22 protein-coding genes are annotated in these 25,416 nt (G+C 44.0%); 13 read left to right on the top strand and 9 right to left on the bottom strand.

Going from position 1 to position 25,416, the window contains the following annotated elements; translation table 11 throughout:
- From D104_RS32955 to D104_RS32945, 5 genes are all read left to right on the top strand, one after another.
- The gene (locus D104_RS32955; protein ID WP_024024936.1) at positions 1–747 is read left to right on the top strand and encodes an SDR family oxidoreductase; all 747 of its coding nucleotides are present in this window, start codon (positions 1–3) and stop codon (positions 745–747) included.
- An 82-nt stretch (positions 748–829) separates the two neighbouring features.
- On the top strand, positions 830–1,534 hold the full coding sequence (locus D104_RS0119035; RefSeq protein WP_031215180.1) for an amino acid ABC transporter permease: 705 nt from the start codon (positions 830–832) through the stop codon (positions 1,532–1,534).
- Between the two features lie 6 nt (positions 1,535–1,540).
- The gene (locus D104_RS0119030) at positions 1,541–2,257 is read left to right on the top strand and encodes an amino acid ABC transporter permease (RefSeq protein ID WP_031215177.1); all 717 of its coding nucleotides are present in this window, start codon (positions 1,541–1,543) and stop codon (positions 2,255–2,257) included.
- Between the two features lie 56 nt (positions 2,258–2,313).
- A complete protein-coding gene (locus D104_RS32950) occupies positions 2,314–3,039 on the top strand; it encodes an amino acid ABC transporter ATP-binding protein (RefSeq protein WP_031215176.1) in 726 nt (241 codons plus the stop codon).
- Between the two features lie 72 nt (positions 3,040–3,111).
- Positions 3,112–3,945 (top strand): transporter substrate-binding domain-containing protein, encoded by an 834-nt coding sequence (locus tag D104_RS32945; protein ID WP_024024934.1) that lies wholly within the window; start codon positions 3,112–3,114, stop codon positions 3,943–3,945.
- A gap of 205 nt (positions 3,946–4,150) precedes the next feature.
- Here the strand turns inward: D104_RS32945 and D104_RS32940 are convergent, their stop codons facing one another.
- Positions 4,151–5,032, bottom strand: coding sequence for a LysR family transcriptional regulator (locus tag D104_RS32940; RefSeq protein WP_024024933.1), 882 nt, complete (start codon positions 5,030–5,032; stop codon positions 4,151–4,153).
- Positions 5,033–5,213: 181 nt separating this feature from the next.
- Here D104_RS32940 and D104_RS32935 point away from each other — a divergent pair, with 181 nt between their 5' ends.
- The 5 genes from D104_RS32935 (at position 5,214) to D104_RS32915 (ending at position 10,637) form a co-directional block, all read left to right on the top strand.
- Entirely contained in the window at positions 5,214–5,918 is a 705-nt protein-coding gene (locus D104_RS32935; protein ID WP_024024932.1) for a CoA transferase subunit A, read from the top strand.
- 29 nt (positions 5,919–5,947) lie between these two features.
- A complete protein-coding gene (locus tag D104_RS32930; RefSeq protein ID WP_024024931.1) occupies positions 5,948–6,607 on the top strand; it encodes a CoA transferase subunit B in 660 nt (219 codons plus the stop codon).
- Between the two features lie 47 nt (positions 6,608–6,654).
- Positions 6,655–7,830, top strand: coding sequence for an acetyl-CoA C-acetyltransferase (locus D104_RS32925; RefSeq protein WP_024024930.1), 1,176 nt, complete (start codon positions 6,655–6,657; stop codon positions 7,828–7,830).
- A 136-nt stretch (positions 7,831–7,966) separates the two neighbouring features.
- Positions 7,967–9,340 carry a short-chain fatty acid transporter gene (locus D104_RS32920; RefSeq protein ID WP_024024929.1) on the top strand — a complete coding sequence of 458 codons (1,374 nt, stop codon included), beginning with the start codon at positions 7,967–7,969 and terminating at the stop codon, positions 9,338–9,340.
- A gap of 277 nt (positions 9,341–9,617) precedes the next feature.
- Positions 9,618–10,637 (top strand): lipid A deacylase LpxR family protein, encoded by a 1,020-nt coding sequence (locus D104_RS32915; RefSeq protein ID WP_024024928.1) that lies wholly within the window; start codon positions 9,618–9,620, stop codon positions 10,635–10,637.
- Between the two features lie 99 nt (positions 10,638–10,736).
- Here D104_RS32915 and D104_RS32910 read toward each other — a convergent pair whose 3' ends face one another.
- Both D104_RS32910 and D104_RS32905 read right to left on the bottom strand, forming a co-directional pair.
- Complete coding sequence (locus D104_RS32910) at positions 10,737–11,357, bottom strand: DsbA family protein (RefSeq protein ID WP_024024927.1); 621 nt, start codon at positions 11,355–11,357, stop codon at positions 10,737–10,739.
- Complete coding sequence (locus D104_RS32905) at positions 11,351–12,217, bottom strand: MBL fold metallo-hydrolase (protein WP_024024926.1); 867 nt, start codon at positions 12,215–12,217, stop codon at positions 11,351–11,353. Before D104_RS32905 ends, D104_RS32910 begins: the two co-directional genes overlap by 7 nt.
- 121 nt (positions 12,218–12,338) lie before the next feature.
- On the opposite strand from D104_RS32905, the gene D104_RS32900 reads away from it, so the two are divergent.
- Positions 12,339–13,238: a LysR family transcriptional regulator gene (locus tag D104_RS32900; RefSeq protein WP_031215174.1), complete on the top strand. Its 900-nt coding sequence runs from the start codon at positions 12,339–12,341 to the stop codon at positions 13,236–13,238.
- A gap of 476 nt (positions 13,239–13,714) precedes the next feature.
- Here the strand turns inward: D104_RS32900 and D104_RS32895 are convergent, their stop codons facing one another.
- On the bottom strand, positions 13,715–14,569 hold the full coding sequence (locus D104_RS32895) for an inositol monophosphatase family protein (RefSeq protein WP_024024924.1): 855 nt from the start codon (positions 14,567–14,569) through the stop codon (positions 13,715–13,717).
- Between the two features lie 157 nt (positions 14,570–14,726).
- Positions 14,727–15,716 carry a 2-hydroxyacid dehydrogenase gene (locus D104_RS32890; protein WP_024024923.1) on the bottom strand — a complete coding sequence of 330 codons (990 nt, stop codon included), beginning with the start codon at positions 15,714–15,716 and terminating at the stop codon, positions 14,727–14,729.
- 314 nt (positions 15,717–16,030) lie between these two features.
- On the opposite strand from D104_RS32890, the gene D104_RS32885 reads away from it, so the two are divergent.
- Complete coding sequence (locus D104_RS32885) at positions 16,031–20,287, top strand: PAS domain-containing hybrid sensor histidine kinase/response regulator (protein WP_024024922.1); 4,257 nt, start codon at positions 16,031–16,033, stop codon at positions 20,285–20,287.
- 148 nt (positions 20,288–20,435) lie between these two features.
- Positions 20,436–21,752 carry a methyl-accepting chemotaxis protein gene (locus tag D104_RS32880; RefSeq protein WP_024024921.1) on the top strand — a complete coding sequence of 439 codons (1,317 nt, stop codon included), beginning with the start codon at positions 20,436–20,438 and terminating at the stop codon, positions 21,750–21,752.
- A gap of 47 nt (positions 21,753–21,799) precedes the next feature.
- Here D104_RS32880 and D104_RS32875 read toward each other — a convergent pair whose 3' ends face one another.
- The 4 genes from D104_RS32875 to D104_RS32860 form a co-directional block, all read right to left on the bottom strand.
- Entirely contained in the window at positions 21,800–22,258 is a 459-nt protein-coding gene (locus D104_RS32875; RefSeq protein ID WP_024024920.1) for a MarR family winged helix-turn-helix transcriptional regulator, read from the bottom strand.
- 122 nt (positions 22,259–22,380) lie between these two features.
- Positions 22,381–23,700 carry a TRAP transporter large permease gene (locus D104_RS32870; protein ID WP_024024919.1) on the bottom strand — a complete coding sequence of 440 codons (1,320 nt, stop codon included), beginning with the start codon at positions 23,698–23,700 and terminating at the stop codon, positions 22,381–22,383.
- Positions 23,693–24,196, bottom strand: a complete 504-nt coding sequence (locus tag D104_RS32865; protein ID WP_024024918.1) for a TRAP transporter small permease — start codon at positions 24,194–24,196, stop codon at positions 23,693–23,695. Before D104_RS32865 ends, D104_RS32870 begins: the two co-directional genes overlap by 8 nt.
- A gap of 23 nt (positions 24,197–24,219) precedes the next feature.
- The gene (locus D104_RS32860) at positions 24,220–25,254 is read right to left on the bottom strand and encodes a TRAP transporter substrate-binding protein (RefSeq protein WP_024024917.1); all 1,035 of its coding nucleotides are present in this window, start codon (positions 25,252–25,254) and stop codon (positions 24,220–24,222) included.
- Between the last annotated feature and the right edge of the window lie 162 nt (positions 25,255–25,416).

The raw sequence follows: 25,416 nt of genomic DNA, 5'->3' as shown, positions 1-25,416 counted from the left end.
ATGCCATTTTCAACTTACAAAAAAGCCTTAATTACTGGTGCATCTTCGGGCATTGGTGCTGCTACCGTTGAGCGTTTAACTCAGGAAGGAATCGAAGTGCATGCGCTTGCTCGTAGTGCAGAGAAGCTTGCGGAATTATCAAAAAAAACCGGCTGTATTGCTCATGCTTTTGATGTGACGGATTTAGAGAAGTTAACGGCACTTTGTCTTGAACACGAGTTTGATATTTTGGTTAACAGTGCTGGTGTGGATCGCCCTGGTTCTATCTTAAAAGCCGATGCGGAGGGAATTGATGCTCTGATTGATGTGAACCTGCGCGCTGTTTTACAGCTTTGTCGATTAACCCTACCAGGTATGGTTGCCCGCGATTGTGGCCATATTATTAACATCAGCTCTATCGCAGGCGCTTATAACTTTGGCGGCAACTCGACTTACCATGCGACGAAATCCGCTGTGAGCATGCTTTCTCGCCAACTACGAATTGACGCATTTGGTAAACGAGTGCGGGTGACAGAAATCTGTCCAGGACGGGTGGCAACCGATATTTTTGCTCACGTTCATGGTGATTCAGAAGCCACCTATAAAAACTACATTGAAGGCTATGAATTGCCTGTTGCGAAAGACATCGCCGATGCGATTGCTTTTGCGATTGATGCTCCCATTGCCGTTAACGTCGGTCATATGGAAATTACGCCGACCATGCAGGTACCTGGCGGGTTGCAAACGACGCGACCAACCGATGTTTAATTAATTCTGAAGTCGCTGCTTTTAAACGCTGAGTAAAGAGGTTTAGAAGCAGCAGAATGATAAACATAATTAGGGATTCTACATGAGTCAGTTTACACAAGGTCTCGAAAAAGTTCTTCAAGGTGATTACCTAGATATCATTATTCGCGGCATCAAGATGACACTCGAACTTGCCGCTTTATCTTGGGTACTGGCAATGGTCATAGCATTAAGTTTGGTGGTTATCAGGTTAACCAATAATAAAGTGGCGGTTGCTTTGGTGGCAGCCTATGTGTCTTACCACCGAAATATTCCAACGCTTGTGCAATTGATGCTGTGGTACTTCGGTATCTCATCATTGTTCCCTTTTGAACTACAGATGTGGCTGGTTGATCAAAATGCGGAATTTATTTTTGCCGCTGTTGCACTAGGGTTGTGTCAAGCGGCGTACTTTTCAGAAGACATTCGTAGTGGTATGCGTGCCATATCCAGTGGTCAGACAGAAGCATCTAGGGCACTAGGGTTTGGTTACTTACGCTCTATGTATTACATCATATTGCCGCAAGGAATTCGTAATTCGCTGCCTTCTCTGATTAATCACACTGTGTTGTTGTTCAAAAATACCAGTTTGGCAATGGCTATTGGAGTAGTTGAGCTCACGTATGCGACGAGAGAAGTCGAAAATTATACTTTTCTCACATTTCAGTCCTATTTAGTGGCTACTTTGGTTTACCTGTTTTTCTCGCTGTTGCTTATGTTTGCAGGGGCTCTTTTTGCGAAGAAACTAAATAAAGTTTATGCGAGGTAATCCACTATGTTTGCAAATGTAATTGATATTTTAAGTCAATATTGGGAGCTGTTCCTGATTGGTCAATACCCGCATGGTCCTTTAGGTGGGTTAGTTAACACCTTAATTTTGGCTTCTTTGGCGTTAATTATTGCCTTTCCATTGAGTGTACTGTTAGCGATTGCACGAACGTCTCCCTTTGGCATATTTCGTCATCCCGTTACGGTTTGGGTGTATGTGATGCGTGGTATTCCGCTGATCATGATTATCTTTTGGACGTATTTTTTAGTGCCATCGTTAATTGGCCGAAATATTGGTGGTTTTACCACTATGTTATGCACTTTAGTGCTTTATCAAAGCGCGTATTTATGTGAAATCGTTAGAGGCGGCTTGCAATCTTTGCCAGCTGGCCAAGTGGAGGCTTCCAGAGCGTTGGGTTTGGGTTACTTCCGAACCATGTTTTTTATCTTGTTGCCTCAGGCTTTGTATAACTCGATACCTAGTTTAATCAGTCAATTCATTTCGATTATTAAAGAAACCTCGCTTGGTTACATTATTAATGCTCAAGAAATGACCTTTGCTGCGAATCAAGTCAATAACCAGCTATTAGTAAAACCCTTTGAAGTGTATTTCATTTTGGCGGTGACCTATTACATCTTGTGTTTTGGTCTGACTCAGTTAGCTCAGTGGTTTGAACGTCGTATCGAAAAGAAACGGCAAGGCAGTGATTTGCTGGCAACCTAAGATGAATCACTTTCTTTCTAACGACTTCTTAACATTAATAGACATTGGTGAACGATATGATTGTTTTTTCAAAAGTAAATAAATGGTACGGCGAATACCAAGCGTTGGCAGATGTAAACGCTGAGGTGAAAAAGGGCGAAGTAGTGGTTGTTTGTGGTCCATCAGGCTCAGGTAAATCGACGTTAATTAGAACCGTAAATCGGTTGGAAGAAATTCAAGGTGGGCAAATTCTATACAATGGCCATGATGTTTATGGTGTTGATGCAAACTTGAATAGCTTGCGTAGTCGAGTGGGTTTTGTCTTTCAGAATTTTAATTTATTCCCGCACATGTCGGTGTTGGACAACATCATGTTAGCGCCACTGAAATTAAAAGGCTTAAACACCTCTTATGTTAAAAACAAAGCCCTTGAGCTATTAGACATGGTGGGTATGTCTCACAAGGCCAATGCCTACCCGAATCAACTATCAGGCGGCCAACAACAGCGTGTGGCGATTGCGAGAGCGCTGGCTATGGAGCCGCCTGCGATGTTGTTCGATGAACCAACCAGTGCACTTGATCCAGAAATGGTCGGTGAAGTATTGAGTGTCATGAAGTCGCTAGCAAAAGAAGGCATGACCATGATGTGCGTCACCCATGAGATGAACTTCGCTCGTGAAGTGGCCGATAAAGTTTGGTTTATGGATGCAGGGAAAATATTGGAAACCTCTGATCCAGAAACTTTTTTCCAAAACCCTACGCACCCTAGAGCGCAGAGTTTTATTCGTGATATTCGCGGTTAGTAAAGCAAGAGTAGTTTGTAAGTGAAGTATTGAAAACGATGTAATTAAACCAACTAAAAAAGGAACATAACGATGATAATTAAATCAATTACAGCAACCTTGGCCCTAAGTACGCTTGCCATTTCAGCGGCTCATGCCGATCAATGGTCAGATATTCAAAGTAAAGGCAAATTTGTGTGTGGTGTCTTTGCCGATGTGCCACCGTTTTCATCTCCAGATCCTGAGACTCGTCAATTAGTCGGTATGGATACGGATTTGTGCAAAGGTCTTGCTGACAAATTAGGTGTGCCAGTAGAACTCAAGCCTCTTTCTGTTGAAGCGCGTATTCCTGAACTTCGCCAAGGTCGAGTTGATGTGGTTATCGCGAATCTAGCCTACACAAAAACACGTGCTGAGCAGATTCAATTTAGTGACCCTTATTACATCGCCCGTGAGCGCCTTGTTGTTAAAGCGCCATTGGCAAACAAATCCAAAGACTACTTTAACGGTAAAAAACTCAGCTCGACGAAAGGCTCAACATCGGAGCAATCCATTCGCTTAGCGGGTGCGACTCCGGTAACTTTCCAAGATACGGGCTCTGCGTACCTAGCGGTTTTACAAAATAAATCCTTGGGTGTTGTGACCAATGGAATGACCGCTCGTAGTTTAATCCGCAGCGCGAAAGAAAGCGGCGTTGAGTTGGCCATGATTGACGATGCCATGGCATTAGAGCCAGTAGGAGTTGGCATGCGCCAAGGTGAAGCCGCGTTTTATACAAAAGTGAATACCGCTTTAATGGCCATGGAAAATGATGGCACCATAGATAAAATTTGGGACACATGGATTGGTGTGGATACGGTTTATGGCATTAAACGTGTCGATAAAGTGCAAAAAATCGCAGATTTGGATTTTGAACCACTGAACTAATATGAAATGGCTCACTTAAACCAACTAAAAAATAGTCAGTTTAAGTGTGCAAGTGTTTGATTGAGACCTAGTTAACCTCTTTAAGCGGGAACTTAAAGAGGTTTTTTTTGAGCTCGTACAATACTGTACATGATTGAGTCTAATAGAAGATTCTCTGGATAGGAATGCAATTTTCTTAATATAACTTAAGTAGCAAGAATAATGTTCAAGCATAGGTATTGATCAGCACATCCAGCATGGCGGCGGCGGCAATAGAAAGGTTGGACCTTGGCTGACAAATAACACCAACGCGACAATGGATTTCAGGTTGGATGACAGGGCGAATAATTGCGCCTTGTTCGTTGGCTTGTTGACGACAGATTGACGGCACAACGGCCACGCCCATGCCTTCGCTGACCATACGTCCTACCGTAGCAAGTTGGTGAGCATCGAAGGCCACACTCAGCTCGATTCCTGCGTCATTCAGTGTGCTTTCTATCATGGCGCGAACACTGGAAGGGCGCTGTAAGGTAATAAAGTCGTACTCCAAAAGAGCAGGCCAAGAAATGGTGTCTTGTTTTTCTAACGGGTGATCTTTGGGCAGAATGGCGATAAACGTGTCGTCATACAGTGGGTAAAAAGACAAATCCAACAGGTTGTTCGGCTCAAACGAAATACCTAATTCCACTTGGTTATTTCGCACCATTTCCACCACCACATCCGACAGCACATCGTCGATCGCCACCTGAATGTTTGGGTAAGATTCGTGGTAATTACGAATCGCTTTTGGCAATAATGACGCCGCAAAAGAAGGCATGGACGCAATAGCGATCTTACCAAGTTGCAAGGCAAAGCGTTGCTTCATCTCGTCTTCGGCATTTTCCCATTGGGCTAATAATCGCCTCGCGATAGGCAGGAGCGCTTCGCCTTCTGGGGTTAAGGCAATGTGTCGAGTGGTTCGAGTCAGCAACTTGCCGCCTAAATTTTCTTCTAGGCTTTTGATCGATAAGCTCAGCGCAGGTTGAGACAAATGCAGCTGTGTGGCGGCGCTGGCAAAGCTCATGGATTGGGCGACGGCCAAGAAAGCTTTCACTTGTTTGATGTTCATAGATACCTTTGCACAATGGCTGTGCTTGCTAATGCGTCATCCGAAACGCTTTTTTATTATGGTGCTTTCGCTGCCAAATATATTTGGAAAACTTATTAATAAATAGAAAAAACAAATTTAATTAATTTATCGCCTTGAGTCAAACTGGTCAACAATCAAAAATAATAATGAGGAAATGACGATGGCAGGTTTTGACAAAGTGGTCACTTCTTACGAAGACGCCATGATTGGGCTAGAAGACGGTATGACGGTTCTTGCCGGTGGCTTTGGATTGTGCGGTATTCCTGAAAACCTGATTGCAGAGATAAAACGCAAAGGCACGACAGGGTTAACGGTTGTGTCGAACAACTGTGGTGTCGATGGATTTGGTTTGGGCATTTTGCTCGAAGACAAACAGATCCGCAAAATGGTGTCGTCGTATGTTGGTGAAAATGCCTTATTTGAAAAACAATTGTTAGACGGTGAGCTTGAGGTGGAATTGACTCCTCAAGGCACATTGGCTGAAAAAATGCGTGCGGGTGGCGCGGGTATTCCTGCTTTTTATACCGCGACGGGCGTTGGCACGCCGGTGGCTGAAGGCAAAGAAACCAAGGTATTTGATGGTCGTGAATACTTGATGGAAGAAGCCATTGTTGGTGATTTCGCGATTGTAAAAGGCTGGAAAGCCGACCGTTATGGCAATGTGGTTTATCGTCATACGGCACAAAACTTTAATCCTCTTGCGGCGACCGCTGGCAAGATCACCGTTGTGGAAGTGGAAGAGATTGTTGAGGTTGGCGAATTAGACCCAGCGCACATTCACACGCCTGGTATTTATGTGGATCGAGTCGTGCTCGGCACGTTTGAAAAACGCATCGAACAAAGAACCATTAAGACGGTTGCATAAGACAAAAAAATAAAAAAAAGAGGTTTGAAATGGCACTGACAAGAGAGCAAATGGCGCAGCGTGTCGCCCAAGAATTACAAGACGGTTTTTACGTCAATTTAGGCATTGGTATTCCCACTTTAGTCGCCAATTACGTCCCTCAAAACATGGATGTCATGCTGCAATCTGAAAACGGTTTGCTTGGCATGGGCGAATTTCCGACGGAAGAAACCATCGACGCCGACATGATCAACGCAGGCAAACAAACGGTGACGACGGTCAAAGGCGCGTCTATTTTTTCATCGGCGGAATCGTTCGCGATGATCCGCGGCGGTCATGTGGATTTAACTGTGTTGGGTGCGTTCGAAGTGGATGTAAATGGCAACATTGCGTCGTGGATGATTCCCAATAAGTTGGTGAAAGGCATGGGCGGTGCGATGGATTTGGTTGCGGGTGCAGACAATATTATTGTCACCATGACGCACGCGTCGAAAACGGGTGAGTCTAAATTGTTATCCAATTGCAGTTTGCCGCTGACGGGCAAGGGCTGTATTAAGAAAGTGCTGACAGATTTGGCGTGGCTAGAAATAGAAGACGGCGCATTTGTGCTAAAAGAAAGAGCACCGGGCGTGTCCATCGAAGAGATCATTGAGAAAACCCAAGGCAAGCTGGTTGTACCAGATCATGTGCCTGAAATGGTTTTCGCTTAATCTACATTAGAATAATACATTGATTTAAAAATCGAGGAGCCGATCGAATGAAAGCTGTCATTGTTGCTGCTGCAAGAACGCCCATTGGTACCTTTAACGGTGCTTTGTCTTCCCTGAGTGCGGTGCAATTGGGTACTCAATTATTGTCTGGCATCTTGGCTAAACAACCGTTATTGAAAGACCAGATTGATGAAGTGATTTTAGGCCAAGTGCTGGCGGCGGGTTGTGGCCAGAACCCTGCACGTCAAACGGCGATTCATTCTGGATTACCGAAAAAAGTGTCGGCGATGACCATCAATAAAGTGTGTGGTTCGGGTTTGAAAGCCGTGCAGTTGGCGGCGCAAGCCGTGCTGAACGGTGATGCCAATATGGTTGTGGCTGGCGGGCAAGAAAGCATGAGTCAAGCCGCTCATGTGTTACCGAACAGTCGTTCTGGCAAGAAAATGGGCAACTGGGAATTATTGGATTCTATGGTAACCGATGGCTTGTGGGATGCGTTTAACGATTATCACATGGGTCAAACGGCGGAAAATATTGCGTCTCGTTGGGACATTAGTCGCCAAGAACAAGATATTTTTGCGGCGAACTCGCAGCAAAAGGCTACGCAAGCACAGTCGGCGGGTCGTTTTGTTGAAGAGATTCTTCCTATTGCCGTTCCTCAGCGCAAAGGCGACCCAGTGATCGTGGTGGCGGATGAGCAAATTCGCCCTAATACCAGTGCGGAATCCCTTTCGAAATTGCGCCCAGCGTTTGCAAAAGAAGGCACGGTGACAGCAGGCAACGCATCGACGTTAAACGATGGTGCCGCGATGGTGATTGTGACATCTGATGTGGAGGCGAAGCGTTTAGGTTTGCCTATTTTGGCGGTCATTGAAGCGGCGAGTGCGGCGGGGGTTGATCCAGAAATTATGGGTACGGGTCCTATTTCAGCGACACAAAAAGCGCTTAAGAAAGTCAATTGGCAAGTGGATGATTTAGACCTTATTGAAGCCAATGAAGCGTTTGCGGTTCAGGCTTTGTGTGTAAACAAAGAGCTCGGTTTGGACAGCAGTAAAGTCAATGTGAATGGTGGTGCGGTGGCGCTTGGTCATCCTATCGGCGCATCGGGTTGTCGTATTTTGGTGACTTTGCTTCATGAAATGCAACGACAAGACGTGAAAAAAGGCTTGGCGACGCTGTGTATTGGCGGCGGAATGGGCGTGGCGATGTTGGTGTCTCGTTAACGCTGGTCATAAGACAAAGGTACGGTAAAAAAGCGTTCTAGCTGAAGGGACTTTTCTAAGGTCATCTTCAGCTTTTTCATGTAATAAAAAGATAAAAAGCACTAATAAAATATAAATATAATAATAGGATAAATTGATGAACACTCTCGAACAAAAGCAAACCGGTTTACAAAAAATAAGCCAATTCTTCGTGGCGCTGTTACAGCGTTACCTCCCTGATCCATTCATATTTGCAATCATTTTAACCTTTGTGGTGTTCTTGTTTGTTATGCCTAGCACCGGTCAAGGGCCAATGCAGGTTGTAAATGCATGGGCTGGTGGTTTTTGGAAATTGCTCAGCTTTTCGATGCAGATGGCAATGGTGGTTGTGACGGGCCATGCTATGGCGAGTGCACCGGCGTTTAAAAGTAAATTGGCTATGTTGGCCGGTGTGGCAAAAACACCAGGCCAAGCCATTATTTTGGTGACTGTTATCAGCGCGATGGCGTGTTGGGTTAACTGGGGTTTTGGTTTGGTTGTAGGCGCTATTTTTGCTCGTGAAATTGCGGCGCGTGTACAAGGTGTGGATTACCGCTTATTGATCGCATCAGCTTACAGTGGTTTCTTATTTTGGCATGGTGGCCTTTCAGGCTCTATTCCGTTGTCTATTGCAGGCGGTAAGAATATTGAAGTCGTGACAAACGGCGCTGTCACGGCGGCGATTCCTACGTCAGAAACGATTTTCTCACCAATGAACTTGACGATTCTTGCGGTGATGTTAGTCGCGATTCCGTTATTGAATCGTTTGATGCATCCTGCTCCGCAAGACACCATCACGATTGACGCGTCATTGCTGGAAGAGAGTGTTGTCGAAACGCCTAACAAAGCCGATATGACACCAGCAGAACGTCTTGAAAATAGCCGTACTTTGTCGTTGGCATTGGGTGTGATGGGCTTTGCATACATCATTTATTACTTTGTGACGAATGGCTTCGCGCTAAACTTGAATATTGTTAACTTCACATTCTTGTTCTCGGCTATTTTGCTACACGGAACACCAAAGAGCCTGTTGAATTCGATTTCTCAAGGCGCGCGTAACTGTTCTGGCATTTTGCTTCAATTCCCGTTTTATGCAGGAATCATGGGCATGATGACGGCAACAGGCGATTCTGGTGCGTCGCTTGCAGGAGTGATTTCTCAAGCGTTTGTGTCTATTTCAAACGAAACAACATTCCCTATCTTTACTTTTTTGAGTGCGGGTATTGTTAACTTCTTCGTGCCTTCTGGTGGTGGTCAATGGGCGGTTCAAGCGCCAATCATGATGCCTGCTGGTGCTGCGCTTGGTGTGGATGCGGCGAAAACTGCCATGGCCATTGCATGGGGCGACGCGTGGACGAACATGATTCAACCTTTCTGGGCATTGCCAGCGCTTGCGATTGCAGGACTGGGTGCGAAAGACGTGATGGGCTATTGCTTGATGGCGTTGATCGGTTCAGGCGTGATCATTTCATTGGGCTTTTTGATCTTCTAATACCGGTATGAAGTGACCATCAAATGGTGGCTTATTACTAGAAAAACCACTGCACGAGCCTGCTCTGTAGTGGTTTTTTTATGTCTTGTTTTTGGCATGAAGAACGAATGAGTTTTTTTTGCACAAAACTGGCTGCAGCGTAGAACTTTTTCCATAAAGTGCCATCAAATTCACCTAGGTTATATATGTTATGTACTTCATGTTTTAAGAGGCGACTACTTTATAATGGCGGCAGCTATTTGCTGTTCAAATAGGTAGATAAGACAAAAGGTTGAAGATGACGCAAGTTAACAAAGGTTGGAAATTCAGAGCAACGGGGTTGAATAAATACGCATTTGTGCTGCTTGTATTGTTTACGGGCACTGTGTTTGCCGAAGATCAATGGATGTCCGCCACGTTAGATAATGACTTCTTTGTGAATGAAGATAATGGCTATACCAATGGCATTAATGTTTCTATTTATAGCATCGATGACACGCCCAGTTTTGAGCCAGACCCTGATGTTTGGGTAAAACCTTTTATGTGGAGCATGCCGGATACACCTGCGCTTGTGACCATTAAGGTGAATAGCATTGGTCAATCTTTGATGACACCCAGTGATTTGACGGTGTCCCATCCGCCTGAGGGCTCTCTTCCTTACGCAGGACTATTAAGCTATACCAATACTTATATTTCGATTGGCCCGGATCATGCCGATAGATTAAGTACCACGCTGGGAATGGTTGGACCTTGGGCTTTAGGTAAACAAACACAAAAAACCATTCATAAAATTATTGGTGCTCAAGACCCAAAAGGTTGGGACACACAATTAAAAAATGAACCTGTTTTTATGATTTCCCGCAGTAGAACATGGCGCTCTTGGGTCTCTGATAGCGAGCGAATGGATCTATTACTGGGTGCAAGTGTGGATGTCGGCACGATCAAAAGTGGTGTGAATGCAGGGGCTGTTTTACGTTATGGTCAGCGGATGGAAAACTCTTACGCCAGTGTATTGTTGTCTGGCTCGCGCATTTCGAATCCCATTGCAATCGATCATGGTTGGTTTGTGTTTGCAGGGGTTTTGTTTAATTACGACTTCAACCAAATTTTCATGGATGGTAATACATTCCGCAACAGTCAATCAGTCGATTATGACCGCAGTCATAATATGTTCTCTTCCGGCTTGAGCTATTCGTGGGGCGAATCGTCTCTTGCGTTTGCGATTAATTCTCCCTTTAGCATTAATGGCGACGAACGTGACCGTGAAATAGACAAGTTTACACGCTACGGCACGTTAACCTTTGCGTGGGCGTTGTAATTGAATCTGACTTTATAACCCCAGTGTTGGTTGTCCAACGGCTGGGGTGTCATAACCTATAGCGTCTTAAGTTTAATCAAGGCAGCTAAATCAAAGAAGTTAAATCAAAGAAGTTAAATGCGCCTTCCATTCAATCGGCTTGCCGTAGTAAGTACTGTGAGGTAAGCGGATTAACTGGCCATCTTTTTCCATGATCAGCGTTGGAAAACCGTTTACTTGTAACTGATCCATTAACGTCTGGCTGTCTTCTATTACTTTCATCATGGCAGGTTCAGCACCTGCCATTTTTTCTGTCCATGTTGCTTCATCAAGACCTAACGAAACAGCCAATGCTTTTAACGCTTCTGGTTTATCCAGTGCTTTACCGTCTTGGTAATGCGCCAATTGAATGGCTTTTAGCATGACATGTGGTTCGATCCCCATCTCAATACCCACCATAAATGCTTGAGTTGGTAAGTAAGAATCGATAACAAACTCACCGCTGCTTGCCACTCTGGCTTTATACACCTCGCCAAACTTGGCCTTTGTCATCGTGGCAATTTGACTGTCAGCCTGCAAAATATGCTGTCTGAAAGACGGATCAATCGCCCGTTTTGGAATCATGCCACCAGGGTGATAAGTCATCTCGAATCCAGGCATTTCAGCCAGAGTTTTAATTAAAGACGATGCACCATAACACCAGCCACACATAGGGTCGAAGAAATAATGGACCTTTACCATGCCATTTCACCTTTATGGACTTTCGCTGCGATGTTTAGGTTCAAAGCACCTTGTGCATTTGGGTATTTCGCCGTCATTGTTTTAATAAATTCTGCGCTGTTTTTGCTGTTCGTTTTTGCTTGTTGGAAAGCTTTGATGTAATCAAGTGAGAACGCAATATTGTCTGCGGTTAACGCTGTACCTTGTGTCATATGACCAGGAACAACCGTGGTTGGTTTAAGGTCGAGCATTTCTTGCAACTGTGTTTTCCAAGCTTCTTGAGACTCATCAGACTGCGCATCGGCCATCCACAAATGCATATTACCGAATACAGCCACGTTCCCTAAAATCGCTTTGTTTGATGGAATCCAAAGGTAAGGACGGTGCGCCAAAATACCTTCAGTGCCGCGAATCTCAATCGTCTGACCATCAACCATTAAAGTGGACTTAGTATAAGCCGTTGGAACGATAGGGCTTACAGGTGCATTAGCACCCATTTGAGGGCCCCAAAATCCGACTTTGCCCGCCATTTTCTTTTCAATCACTTTTTGAACCGCCGGTGTGGTTATGATCTCCGCTTTTGGGAAGAGTTCATGCAAAGTTTCGGCACCAAAGTAATAGTCAGGATCCGCTTGGCTAATAAAGATCGTTTTTAGTTCTTTTTTAGAATCCAATACTTTAGCGGCAATGCGCAGTGCATCGGCTTTGGTAAATCCTGCATCAACAACCATGGCTTCTGTTTCACCATAAACCAAAGTAGAAGTAACACCAAAGCTACCAGACGCTGCGTTGTATACATCTAGCGTCAAAGGTTTAGTGTCTGCTGCAAAAGCAGAATGAGCAATAAGAGCGGAAGCTGCTAAGGTAATCAGTTTTTTCATTATATTCTCCTAGAGTGAATGTTGTGTTGATGTGGCCATAATAGAGAATTGACGTGCTCGGAAAAATACACAAAAATGAGCATGATTGTTTCTTATATCGTGCAAGTTGATGGGTGAAATTATGGACAGAGTGACGGCGGCCAAGGTGTTTATTGATGTTGTGCAATCGCGTAGTTTTTCTCGAACTGCGGATCGTTTGAATATGTCACGACCAATGGTGACGCGTTATATAGAAACAATGGAGGATTGGTTAAAGATTCGTTTGTTGCATCGCACAACACGAAAAATATCACTGACCAGCGCGGGTGAAGCCTGCTTAAAAGACGTCGAACTTTGGTTGGAGCAAGCCGATGATTTTATATCTTTGGTCAATACCAGTGATGAATTGTCTGGTGTGGTTCGAATCACGTCCAGCATGTCGTTTGGTTTTTCCCAACTCATGCCCGCCATTCAGGACTTTATGGATCAACATCCTAACGTTCATATCGATATAGATTTAGAAGACAGTGCCGCCGATTTAACCGAAAAAAGCATCGACCTTGCGATACGAATTGCCTCGAATCCCGATCCTTCCTTAATCGGTAAGCCCATCGCAGTTTGTGAATCCGTGTTGGTAGCGTCTCCGATTTACCTTGAAAAAGTACGACAAACGATCGGTGATATTCAGCATCCGCAAGACCTAATAAACCACGATTGCTTGGGCTATAAAAACTTGGCGCGTCACATCTGGCATCTATCTCAGCATGACCAGTTTGAATCGGTCTCTTTGGACTGTCGCTTAAGTATTAACGAAGCGACGGCGCTTTTGCATGCTACATTGAATGGCATGGGTGTGTGCTTACAACCCACGTATTTAGCCAATCGTTACATTAAGGATGGCAGCCTGTGCCATGTCTTGCCAGAGTGGAAACCCAAAGACCTAACAATCTACGCTTTGTATTCGTCCAGAAAGCATCTATCACCCAATGTACGCGCCTTGATTGATCATCTAGACAGCTACTTTGCTAAGCATCCTTGGTAATAATTCACCCAATAACAATGAAAGGATTCCGCAATTCGAATTGTCAGGGTAAACTGACAATTCAAGATGATGACATTCAGCGGAAAAAGGACTTTAGAACGCAATGACCACCACTCAATCTAACTTTGCTTTTCTACAAGGTCATAACGATTTTCTTTTCTCCATTGCTCAAGCGACCAGAAAAATTACCCTGATGAACTATTCAAACGCATCGCTGCCGCTCGTGCGGAAAGTGAAGTCCTTGCCAAAGCCGCGAAGAAGGTTAGCAAGAAAAAGTAAAAAGACAGAGAAGAGCTAACCCCCTCCCAGCCTCCCCCTTAGCAGGGGGAGGAGTAGGCTGGTTTGTTTTTCTGGAGGTGATTGTTTTGTTCCCTCCCCTTGTGTCTTTGAAGGGGAGGGTTAGGGTGGGGTTAAATGGGTTGCAGAGCTGACCCCCTCCCAGCCTCCCCCTTAGCAGGGGGAGGAGCTAAAGTTCATTACTCCTTAAACCAATCCGCCAGCGCTTGCCATTGTTGATCTGACTGAGCGGCGAGCATTTCGCCGTCTAGCATGGTTGGGCTGTATTCTTGGCCGTCGAGTGTTCGACAAACTCCACCCGCTTCGGTGTGAACTAATACGCCGGCGGCGTGATCCCACGGGAGCAGTTTGTAGGTTAGGCTGAAGTTGAAGTGGCCTTGGGCAATTTGTCGGTAAGCAGGACAAGACGGTAAGTTGTTGATGCGAACAAAGCGAGACGCTTTCAGTGCAAAGTCTTGTTTTTTCTGCCCCTTGTATGAGTTTACCGACATGATGCCAGTGAGCTTGTCTAATTCTGGTTCTGCGGTGATGTGCAGAGGCAAGGGCGCTTGGTTTGGTGTTTGGTGTTGGCCTTTTTCGTTCATGGCGGTGCGCTGGAAAAACGCGCCTTCACCTAGATTGGCGTAAACCCAGTCATCATTAACGGGATCGTAAAGTAAACCAAATCGAGTAATGCCTTCGACGACAACGGCAAGAATAATTCCAAAATCTGATAAGCCATGTGCGAAGTTCCACGTACCATCGATCGGATCGATAATCACACATGTTTGTGCGGTGGCGATTTTATCCGTGGTCGATGGGTCTTCGGCGACGGCTTCTTCTCCCACGATCTCCCAGTCTGGAAACGCTCGCTGAATTTCGCCAGTGATAAAGGCCTCGCTGGCTTTGTCGGCAATGGTGACAAGGTCGGTTAGGCTGCTTTTTGTTTCGACCTCTCCTGAGTTTAATTGACGAAAGCTTGGCATGACGATGTCTTGTCCTGCTCTACGGACAATGCTGATGAGTTGGTCTTGAGATGGTTTGTCGAGATTCATGTGCTGGCATTCCTTCTCTTTTATAAATATGGACAAATTATACTCGATGAGTGTGACCATTTGTGGATTGTTAGATAGGGTTTTTCAAGAAGTGAGACGAGTCTAAAACCTCATTCGCTGGGGCAATAAACTCGTCTTAAGGGATGAAATGGTATTTCTACGCCAGCTGTCTCGCGTAACTTTCTTCATTCTGATGGTGCAGTAAATTGTCGACAGTGGTTGCCGCAATGTGGTTTAACGCTTCGTCGGTAAAGTAGCCTTGGTGGCCTGTTACGACGACGTTGGGGAAGGTGAGCATCAGCTGGAAGACACTGTCTTGGATGATGTGGGATGACATATCTTCGAAGAAAATCTTATTTTCTTGTTCGTAAACATCCAACCCTAAATAACCGATTTTTCCGCTATAGAGTGCATCAATGGCTTTTTGAGCATGAACCAATGCGCCACGACTGGTGTTGATGATCATCACGCCGTCTTTCATTTTTTCTAAGCTGTCTGTGTTTATCAAATGATGAGTTGATGCATTGAGCGGGCAATGCAAGCTGATGATATCGCTTTTTTGGTAGAGCTCATCCAGTGAAATATATTCGCAGCCTTGATCGATTAGGGTTTGGGATGGATAAAGGTCATAACATAAAACATGGCAGCCGAAGCCTTTCATGATTCGACAAAAAGCCGCCCCAATTCGCCCTGTTCCAATACAGCCAACCGTTTTGCCTTCTAAGTTAAAACCGAGTAAACCTTCCAATGCAAAGTTGCCTTCTTTTACTCTGTGATAAGCGCGATGCGTTTTCCTGTTCAACGTCATGATGAGCGCCACAGCGTGTTCCGCGACGGATGTTGGGCTGTAATCGGGAACATGAAATATTTTAATGCCTTCTGCTTTTGCAGCGTCTAAATCCACATTGTTAAACCCAGCGCAACGCAAAGCGATGGTGCTCACACCTTGTTGCTTTAAAAGATGGATGACATCGGCATTTACATCATCGTTTACAAAACAAGAGACGGCATCAAAACCTTTGACTAGACTGATAGTTTCCATGCTTAGACGACTTTCAAAGTAGGTCATGGACAGCGAGGTGTTGTCTGAGTGTGAGCTTAGTGTTCTTTTGTCGTAGGGTTTGCATGAGAAAACGGCCACTTTCATAACATGTAATCCTGTCGTTTTGTGTGGGAAATGTAAGTGTATTTATAGCGTAAAACACACGTTATTGCTTGGTTTGTATGGTGGAAATTGATTTAAGGCAAAGGAAGTTTGAGAAAAAATCATGCGGTTCATTTCGTCTGTTTATAAAACTGGGTTAGGTTGCGTAATAAATTGTAGCTTTGTGTGATTTTCGAGATTGGATATTTTATCAAAGACCATGAATTAGACTACAATTACAACAAAATCAATCTGATAGGCAGTTTTAAGACATTTATGAATTCGGTATTGGGATCGACATTTGCCAGGAGGCAAAAGTGAAGAAAATATCCTTCGATAATTTTTATAACCGCTATGTGATCTTAGTATTGCTGTTTGGTATGTTAGTCACGTTGGCTGTGACGTATCGAGTTCAGGACAGCAATAAAGAAAGAATCGCAGACGCCATTTTCCAATCTTCACATCATGTCATGGAAGAAGTGTTGTATCGCATCCAAATCTATCAATATGGACTTCGCGGTGCCCGAGGCGTTTTATTAACGGCGGGTGAAAATGAAATCACCCAAGACATGTTCCACCAGTACAGTCTGACACGTGATTTAGAAACAGAGTTTCCCGGTGCGCTGGGCTTTGGGTTTATTCGTCGTGTTTCTCAAAACAAGGTCGATCATTTTATTCAATCTGCGCGTCAACATGGCTGGCCAGATTTTCAAATCAAAGAACTCACTTCTAATTTTGGTGATCGATTCATTATTCAATTTGTGGAGCCCGTTGAAAGAAACTTGCCAGCAATAGGATTGGACATTGCGTCTGAAAAAAATCGCCGCGAAGCCGCCAGTTCGGCGCTTTACAGTGGTGGTGTCAGAATGACAGGGCCGATTACCTTAGTGCAAGCGTCAGGAAAGGCACAGCAGTCTGTGTTGATTCTCATGCCGATTTATCGAGGGGGAAAAGTCCCCAGCACATTAGAGGAACGAAAAGAAAAAGGCTTTGGTTGGAGCTATGCGCCTTTGATCATTGAAGATGTTTTAAAAGATCTTCAAATTGATTTGGAGAAAGTGCATTACGAACTCTTTGATATCACAGATGTAGATAACAAAGTGCGTTTTTACGACAGCGGTGATTTAAAAGATGACCGACATAAAGTATTCCAATCACAATCCATCTACGGTCGACAATGGGAAAGCTGTTTTAGCGTTTCTTCGGCTTTTATTGCTGATTTACATTTGCCCAACCCTTTCTCTGTTTTGGTCATTGGGGGCTTTATAAGCGCCCTTGTTGCTCTGCTGGTGGCGATGGTACGGGCTAATGTCGCGCATAAATCACGCATTGCGGCGATAGTGGAAAGCTCAGCAGATGGCATTATCAGTAAAAGTTTAAGCAATGAAATAGTCAGCTGGAATAAGGGAGCAGAGCAGATTTTTGGTTATACACAAGAAGAAGTTATGGGGAAATCGTCTCTTGAGTTGTTGGTACCGACGGATCTGCAATACGAAGACAAACTGATTCTTTCATCGGTTATTGAAAGCAAAGAGTCGTTTTTGGTGGAAACGCGAAGAAAGACGAAGTCCGGTTCTGATGTTCCTGTGGCATTGACGGTGTCGCCCATATTTGATTCTAACCATATTGTGGTTGGGGTATCGAACAGTGTCCGAGATATTTCCGAGCGTAAAAAAGCAGAAGCCAAAATTCGTGATTTAAACACCAATTTAGAAAGTCAGGTAAAGGCGCGGACCTTAGAATTACAAGAAATCAATTTGCTGTTGAACGATGTATTGAACGCCTCTTCTGAAATCTCAATCATAGCGACGGATAAGAAAGGGGTGATTAATCTTTTTAACAGCGGTGCGCAAAGAATGTTGGGGTATTCCGCTGAGGAAGCGGTCAATAAAATGACGTCCTTAGACTTCCATGATCATAATGAAATCGAGCAAGCGCAGAAGGCGATTCTTGAAACAAGCGGAACCTATGTTTCAGACTTAATGGATGTGCTGATATTTAAAGCATTCCACGATGATTATGATAGAAATGAATGGACCTATATTGATAAATTTGGGAATAGAAAACCCGTGTCTTTGGTGATCACACCAATGAAAAACGCAGACAATCAAATTGTCGGTTTTTTGGGCATGGCAATGGACATTACCGAACAGAAAGAAAGCCAGTTGGCGTTGGTGTCGGCTCGTGATCAGTTGTTGGTAGCGACAGAGGCGGCACGTCTTGGTGTGTGGCGTTGGGATGTTGAACTGGGAGTACTGGAATGGAATGATATTATGTTTGATATCTACCAACTACCACGTCTAAAAAATGATGAAACGCCTGTGGTTTTTGACACATGGCTGGAAAAAGTTCACCCAGAAGATAGAGTGTGGACATCGACTTTTTTACAGGAAATACTCGCGACTGAAGGGACATACAGTATTGATTTTCGGATTGTCTTACCCGATGGCAGTGTTCGTTATATCAAGTCAGATGCTTATGTCGATAAAACCAACAACGGAAACACCATCAATGTTATTGGTGTGAATCAAGATATTACATCGGAAAGAGAGCTTGAAACTCGCCTGCGCAACGCAAAAAATGAAGCGGATGCGGCCAGCGCAGCCAAATCCAGCTTCCTAGCGAATATGAGCCACGAAATTCGCACGCCCATGAACGCCATTTTAGGTATGTTGCAGTTAGTAAAACGAACCTCTTTAACGCATCAGCAAGAAGATTATATTTCCAAGGCCCATATTTCAGCGAAATCATTACTGGGTTTGATTAATGATGTGTTGGACTTTTCCAAAGTAGACGCTGGAAAATTAGAACTGGAAAGCGTTCCTTTTGATGTCGAAAAATTACTTTATGAGTTATCTACGGTGTTGTCTGGTGGTACGTTAAAAGACAATGTTGAGCTTATTTTTGATATAGATAAAGACATACCTCCCTCTCTTGTGGGCGACAAACTGCGTTTGTTACAAGTTCTCATCAATCTATTAAGTAACGCGATTAAATTCACCTTAGAAGGCAGTGTCACTTTAGAAATTAAACATACGAATGCAGCGGAAGGTGTGTCACGACTGACGGTTTCAGTTAAAGATACAGGAATTGGTATCTCAGACGATAAAATAGAGTCCATCTTTGAAGTGTTTTCTCAGGCGGAATCTTCAACCACTCGACGTTTTGGAGGCTCAGGTTTGGGCTTGGTAATTTGCCGTCGTTTTGTCGAATTAATGGGTGGAACATTAAGTGTGAAGAGTACGTTAGGTGAAGGCAGTCTTTTCTATTTCACCATTGACCTGCCTATTGCAGACTCTCCAGACTCAAGCTTAATGATGATTCAAAAAAGTGCACCCGTACGTATTCTTATCGTAGACAATAACATTGCCTCGCAAACCATATTAACGCGCATGGCGAATAATCTAGGTTGGTCTCATGAGCAAGCCGACACGATTGAAGCGGTAATTCATTGGGTAAATGAGGCCATTCAATGTAACAATCCGTTTGATATTGTGCTGCTAGATGTGAAAACGTCAGACTTTGTTGGACGTGACAGTTTGTTAAAAATGCGAGGACAATTTGACCTAGTATCTCGTCAACCAAAAATTATTTTACTGGCCAACATGTCGAATGAAACGCTTGAACGCTCCATTGATTTGGCGACGGATTATTTGATAAAGCCCACGACACAAAGTCAGTTATCTGAAACGATTATCAAAGCGTTATCGGGCAATCGTACAGCAATAAAAAGCCGTACGGAGAAACAAGATATTCAAACCAAAGGGCATTTGGAGGGTATTAAACTTTTATTAGTGGAAGACAATGCCTTTAACCGACAAGTAGCAACAGAGTTGCTGGCTGCCGAAGGCGCGATTGTTACCGTGGCAGAAGGTGGGCGAGAAGGTGTTGAAACAGTATTAGAACAAGACGCAGATTTTTTTGACCTTGTCCTTATGGACATGCAAATGCCAGGTGTGGATGGGTTGGAAGCCACGAGGTTGATTCGTCAAAATACGTTGTTTGCGTCATTGCCCATTGTTGCGATGACTGCGAATGTGTCTGAATCTGATCGTCGAGCGTGTCTTGATGCGGGAATGAATGATCATCTTGGTAAGCCATTAGATGTTGATTTGATGATTGCGTGTATTTTGCGCTACGTCGATAAAAAGCCGTTATTAAATGTGAATATTGAAGCTGAGACCATAATAGAAAAAGAAGATAATGCATCGAAGGAATACGAAGATATTGAATCTGTTTTAAATCGCTTCGGTGGCAGTGCGGATTTATTCAAAAGCGTTGTGGAAAGCTTTGTCATTGAATCCAACGATTTATTAGAAAAAATTCAACAAGGCGTGAAGGAGCGTGATCCAGTTCGCACGCGAGAATATATTCATTCATTAAAGGGATCTGCTTTGACGATGGGCTTGTTGCAACTTTCGAGTCAGCTGTCACATTTTGAGCAGGTTTTAAAAGCGACGGAAGATAAAGACGAATTAGAGGTTTGTTTTTCTTCTATTCAAGTGTCTGATCTTCGCTCACAATTACATCAAGTACTCGATACCATTGTGAGCGAAGTGAATGGTTTTACGTGATTTTTTAGCAATCTGAACTACGCTATATTACAGATGCTTTAATGAAAAATTCTGGTTATAGAAAATGTCTACAGAGTGTTTTTTAGATTTTAGTTTACGGACTTTGTTGTTTTGATTTTTTATTGATTTGGTATGTGAGGGGAAAGGAATGTTTAATAATAGTTTGAAGAATGAACTTAAGACTTTGAAGGAAGAGCTGTTTTCGCTTAATCAAGTCAAAGAAAGTTTAGAGCAAGAAATGCTGGTTATCATGGCAACGCCAGACGGCATTGTAACCACGGTAAACAAAAAATTCGCGGATGAATTAGGCATTGCTAAAGAACACATCGTAGGCAAAAAGATTTCTGAATTAGCGCCAAGCTACGCTCGTAACACAGTGCATTATAAAGCCTTGATGAATGCTATAAAAGAAGGGGAACACTGGGTTGGTGCCTTGGAAATTGAAAAAAACAACAAAGAAGAAGTGTGGCTTCGAGCCATTTTTCAACCCATGGTGGATGGCGACGGCACAACAAAAATACTCACCTTACATTGTAACGACTTAACTCGAACGATTGTTAAATCTCGAGAAGATGAAAATATTATAGCCGCACTTCAGCGTTCTACCGCGGTCATTGAATTTGATATGACGGGCCATATTCTGAAAGCAAATGACCTTTTCCTAAAAGGGATGGGGTATGAAATGGCGCAGATTAAGGGCAAACATCATAAAATGTTTTGTACTGAAGAAGAATCTAAGTCTGCCGAATATACGGAGTTTTGGGGTAAGTTAAATAAGGGCATTTTCTTTGCCGAGCGTTTTAAACGTATTGATAGCCGAGGCAACACTGTCTGGTTAGAAGCGTCTTATAACCCAATTTCTGATATTCATGGTCGCCTTTATAAAGTGGTTAAATTTGCAACGGTGATTACCGATCAGGTTAATCGTGAAATCGCCGTGTCCGAAGCCGCGGATATTGCGTTTAGTACGTCTAAGCAAACTGATGAAAGCGCTAAAAAAGGCAGCCAAGTGGTTAAAGACACGGTGAAAGTGATGCACCAGCTATCGGACCAAATGGCCGAAGCGGCAGAAGGCATTTCTGAGCTAGATAAACAATCGCAGTTAGTGGGTTCGATTATCCAGAGTATCCGAGGCATCGCAGACCAAACAAACCTCTTAGCTCTAAATGCAGCGATCGAAGCGGCGAGAGCTGGCGAACAAGGTCGCGGCTTTGCGGTAGTTGCGGACGAAGTTCGTCAGCTTGCATCAAGAACAAGTTCGGCAACAGAAGAAATCGTTGGCGTGGTTGAACAGAATCAGTTACTTGCTGAAAAAGCGGTGGCTTTGATTAATAAAGGCAAAGAACAAGCAGAGCAAGGTTTGGCGTTATCGAATGAAGCAGGTGAAGTGATTGTTGAAATTCAAGACGGTGCTAAGCGTGTTGTGGGTGCGGTTGGACAATTTGCGAATCAGTTTACGAACTAAATGTTAAGAGTAATGGCTGACTTTTTACGGTCAGCCATTACTCAGCGTTAGTTCTTCGATAGGATGTCGAGCGTTTTCAGTAGCCAATCAAGTTCTTTGTCATCTTTTAAGCGCGCCGCCATACTTTGTTCATGTTCCATCACGCGTGTTGATAATGTCTTAAAAAATGTTTGCCCGTGTTTGGTCATAAACAACGCATAAGAGCGACGATCGTTTTTAGCAGGACGTCTTTCAATAATATCCATCTGCTCTAACTTATCGACTGCAGCGACCATGGCGGAACGGTCATTCCCCAGCGCTTGAGCCACTGCGGTTTGGGTTAGTCCTGGGTTTCGTTCAACAATGGCAATGATGGCAAATAAGCCTGGACTGATGCCCAAGTCTGAACACAAATCGGAAAATTTGCTGAAAAAATTCATTTGAGCACGGCGTAAGCGATAACCCATTAGGCTATTGAGTATGCCAAAATCCACGGATGGGTCTGTTTTTTTTGTATCGTCAGCCATTTAGATCTCATTTCTTATTAAATAATTGGGCATTGTAATATAAAAACACTATTTCGGTGTAATGCAAAACATGGATCATAAAAAACGGCGTTGATTCAATTTCAACGCCGTTTTTTTATGAATTATCCGATCAAGTGAACTAACCCAAGCGTGATGCTAGGGAAGATTATTAGTAACGCAACGCGCACAAAGTCAGACAGTAAAAATGGAATGACCCCCTTAAAACACTCTTTTAATTTAAGGCTATCATCAAAGGATTTAATGATAAAAACGTTCATGCCCACGGGTGGTGTGATGAGTCCGACTTCGACGACGATCAGTGCCAATATGCCAAACCAAATACCGACATCTGCCGTTGGAATGCCAAAATCCATGGCCATAATCATTGGGAAGTAAATCGGAATGGTGAGCAAAATCATCGCCAAGCTGTCTAAGAAACACCCCATCACTAAATAGGTTAATAGCATCAACACTAGAATAGTGTAGGCCGACAGGCCAGAGTTCTGAATAAGCTCAACACCTAGATCAGGTAACCTAGAAAGCGCGATAAACACACTGAATAAATCCGCACCTAGCACGATGAAAAAGATCATCGCAGCAGATACCGCCGTACGCATCAGACAAACCAATAGACCATCAAGACGCATTTTTCCATGAGTCACGGCTAGAATGGCGGTCAAAATAACACCGACAGATGCCGCTTCTGTTGGGGTGAAAATCCCCATGTAAATGCCGCCTAATACGATTAAAAAGATCGTCGTAATATGCCATACGTCTTTCGTCGATTTTATTTTCTGTGCCAGCGTGGTTTTTTCTCCACGTGGTCCCGCATTTGGGTAAATCCTTACGTAAATTGCGATAGCAAGAATGTAACCGCCCGCGGCGAGAAAGCCAGGAATAAAGGCCGCAATGAACATTTTGGAAATATTTTGTTCGGTCAGAACCGCAAAAATGATCAGCACCATGGAAGGAGGAATCAAAATGCCCAATGTGCCACCAGCGGCTAACGCGCCCGCCGCCAAACTACCAGAATAGTTAAGGCGTTTCATTTCAGGTAACGCGACTTTTCCCATTGTGGACGCGGTTGCCAAGGATGAGCCACAAATCGCCCCGAATGCCGCGCAACCCGCTACGGCCGCCATAGCAATACCGCCGCGTTGACGTCCAATCCACGTATTGCAGGTTTTAAATAACTCGGCCGTAATACCAGATCGTGTCGCAAGCTCGCCCATTAAAAGAAATAAAGGGACAACGGATAAGTCATAAGTGGAAAATTTAGAGACGGGTGCGGTTCCTAAATATTCTAATAACGCCGGTACGCCGCCAATCATGGAGTAGCCCGCCGCGCCACACGCTAACATGGCCAACGCGATTGGAATACGAATGCTCATTAAAACAAGCAACGCAGCCATCATTAAAAATGCCAGCTCAATATTACTCATTCGCACCTCCTAGAAACGCGGCAAACAGTTTGTAAAGGCCACATAGTCCACACAGCGTCATGGACGTGACGCCGACAATGAATGTCCACCAAGTAGGAAGTTCAAGCAGCATGCTTTGTTCAAGGTAGTCTTTTGCCTCAAGCCCACTAAGGCTCATTTGATAGGCAAAGACAAACGCGGTTACGGTAAACACGATGTCCGCCGTGATATCCAATGTTTGTAACGTGCTTTTTTTACAATGTGCGGTAAAGAGGTCAACAATCACGTGACCATTACGCACATAACATACGGGCAAAAAGAGAAACACCGCCATGGCCAGACCCATTTCAGTGATTTCATAATCACCCTCAATTGATTGTCCAATGGTGGTTCGACCTATTATGCTCGCAACGGTGACGGCGGCTATGCCAAGCATGACAAAGCCGCCCGTGAGTGCAAAAATATTTGATAAGCGACCCAGAAAGGATCGCTGTATATCGGCAGAAAATACTGTCATTTAAAATCATCCAACAACGTGGCTTAAAGTGCTTCGTATTTTTTGATAAGTGCTTTGGTTTTGTCTAACAAACGCTGTCCGTCGTAGTCGTCATCGTTCATGTCTTCAACCCATTGGCTGGTAATCGGTGCCATGGCCTTTTCCCAGCGAGCGTGTTCTGCGCCTTCAATATAATCAAAGCTATTGCCTTGATCCACTGCGTACTTACGCGCAAACACTTCGTAGTTATCAAACAAATCCCCGATGTGCCCTGCTAACGCAACACCCGAATTGTTATCAATCACTTTTTGTAGGTCGGCAGGCATGCTGTCATAGACTTTGTTGTTCATTGAAAAAACGAATGTGTTTGTATAAAGACCTGCGCCTTTAAATTCTGTGTGGTGTTTTACCAACTCGTATATTTTCATTGGCAATACCACTTCGAAAGGCAATACCGCTACATCAATAACGCCTTTTGATAGAGCACTTGGCATTTCTGTAACCGGCAAAAAGACGGTATTAGCGCCCACACTTTTAAAGGCTTCTGACATGACTTTGTTGGGGGCGCGAACCTTCATGCCTTCCAAGTCTTCTAGTTTTTTAATGGCCTTGTCTCGTGAGTGAAAAGAGCCGGGAGTGTGTGTGTGCAATGCGATGACGTGGACATCTTTCATTTCATCTTGCATTTCAGTTTCTGAGTAATCTTGCAGCGCCATGCTGGTTGCTTTTGCTGAACCTGGAATGAAAGGCAGTTCAAACGACGTCATTTTGGGAAAACGTCCAGGTGTGTAGCCAGCCACTGTCCAAGACAAGTCCACAATGCCTTTGCGAGTTTGATCAAATAACTGAGGCGGCTTTCCGCCCAATTGCATGGCTGGGTAAATGTCTATTTTGATTCGACCATTCGATTCTGTTTCGACTTTTTCTGCCCAAGGTACAAGAAACTGAGAATGTGCCATCGACATTGGCGGAAGCATATGATGCAGCTTTAATGTGTATTCAGCCTCGGCTGATAGGGCATTGATTGACAGCATTGAGCCTGCGACAAGAGCTAGGCCCTGTAGTTTTATCTTCTTCATTTTAATCACCTTAATTGTTTTTGTTATTAAGTGTTTTAATCCGAACGCTAATTCACCAAGGTTAATCCATTATTAAAGGTAAAGGGACTGAGAAAAAACAGTGTATTTTTGTTATTTTCAGAGCCGATAAATCTATTTGTGACACAGATAGTTTAGCTTTTC

The organism is Marinomonas profundimaris (genome assembly GCF_000508165.1).
Classification (GTDB): domain Bacteria; phylum Pseudomonadota; class Gammaproteobacteria; order Pseudomonadales; family Marinomonadaceae; genus Marinomonas; species Marinomonas profundimaris.
Note: the sequence above shows the minus strand (reverse complement) of the source record. Positions and strands in the feature narration are given on the sequence as shown.

Excerpts from the sequence above, each read along its gene's own strand:
- D104_RS32905 (WP_024024926.1), bottom strand. The coding sequence starts at position 12,217 with ATGAAAAAACTGATTACCTTAGCAGCTTCCGCTCTTATTGCTCATTCT.
- D104_RS32940 (WP_024024933.1), bottom strand. The coding sequence starts at position 5,032 with ATGAACATCAAACAAGTGAAAGCTTTCTTGGCCGTCGCCCAATCCATG.
- D104_RS32900 (WP_031215174.1), top strand. The coding sequence starts at position 12,339 with ATGGACAGAGTGACGGCGGCCAAGGTGTTTATTGATGTTGTGCAATCG.
- D104_RS32870 (WP_024024919.1), bottom strand. The coding sequence starts at position 23,700 with ATGAGTAATATTGAGCTGGCATTTTTAATGATGGCTGCGTTGCTTGTT.
- D104_RS32955 (WP_024024936.1), top strand. The coding sequence starts at position 1 with ATGCCATTTTCAACTTACAAAAAAGCCTTAATTACTGGTGCATCTTCG.
- D104_RS32930 (WP_024024931.1), top strand. The coding sequence starts at position 5,948 with ATGGCACTGACAAGAGAGCAAATGGCGCAGCGTGTCGCCCAAGAATTA.
- D104_RS32945 (WP_024024934.1), top strand. The coding sequence starts at position 3,112 with ATGATAATTAAATCAATTACAGCAACCTTGGCCCTAAGTACGCTTGCC.
- D104_RS32880 (WP_024024921.1), top strand. The coding sequence starts at position 20,436 with ATGTTTAATAATAGTTTGAAGAATGAACTTAAGACTTTGAAGGAAGAG.
- D104_RS32875 (WP_024024920.1), bottom strand. The coding sequence starts at position 22,258 with ATGGCTGACGATACAAAAAAAACAGACCCATCCGTGGATTTTGGCATA.
- D104_RS0119035 (WP_031215180.1), top strand. The coding sequence starts at position 830 with ATGAGTCAGTTTACACAAGGTCTCGAAAAAGTTCTTCAAGGTGATTAC.
- D104_RS32865 (WP_024024918.1), bottom strand. The coding sequence starts at position 24,196 with ATGACAGTATTTTCTGCCGATATACAGCGATCCTTTCTGGGTCGCTTA.
- D104_RS32925 (WP_024024930.1), top strand. The coding sequence starts at position 6,655 with ATGAAAGCTGTCATTGTTGCTGCTGCAAGAACGCCCATTGGTACCTTT.
- D104_RS32890 (WP_024024923.1), bottom strand. The coding sequence starts at position 15,716 with ATGAAAGTGGCCGTTTTCTCATGCAAACCCTACGACAAAAGAACACTA.
- D104_RS32915 (WP_024024928.1), top strand. The coding sequence starts at position 9,618 with ATGACGCAAGTTAACAAAGGTTGGAAATTCAGAGCAACGGGGTTGAAT.
- D104_RS0119030 (WP_031215177.1), top strand. The coding sequence starts at position 1,541 with ATGTTTGCAAATGTAATTGATATTTTAAGTCAATATTGGGAGCTGTTC.
- D104_RS32860 (WP_024024917.1), bottom strand. The coding sequence starts at position 25,254 with ATGAAGAAGATAAAACTACAGGGCCTAGCTCTTGTCGCAGGCTCAATG.
- D104_RS32950 (WP_031215176.1), top strand. The coding sequence starts at position 2,314 with ATGATTGTTTTTTCAAAAGTAAATAAATGGTACGGCGAATACCAAGCG.
- D104_RS32895 (WP_024024924.1), bottom strand. The coding sequence starts at position 14,569 with ATGAATCTCGACAAACCATCTCAAGACCAACTCATCAGCATTGTCCGT.
- D104_RS32920 (WP_024024929.1), top strand. The coding sequence starts at position 7,967 with ATGAACACTCTCGAACAAAAGCAAACCGGTTTACAAAAAATAAGCCAA.
- D104_RS32910 (WP_024024927.1), bottom strand. The coding sequence starts at position 11,357 with ATGGTAAAGGTCCATTATTTCTTCGACCCTATGTGTGGCTGGTGTTAT.
- D104_RS32935 (WP_024024932.1), top strand. The coding sequence starts at position 5,214 with ATGGCAGGTTTTGACAAAGTGGTCACTTCTTACGAAGACGCCATGATT.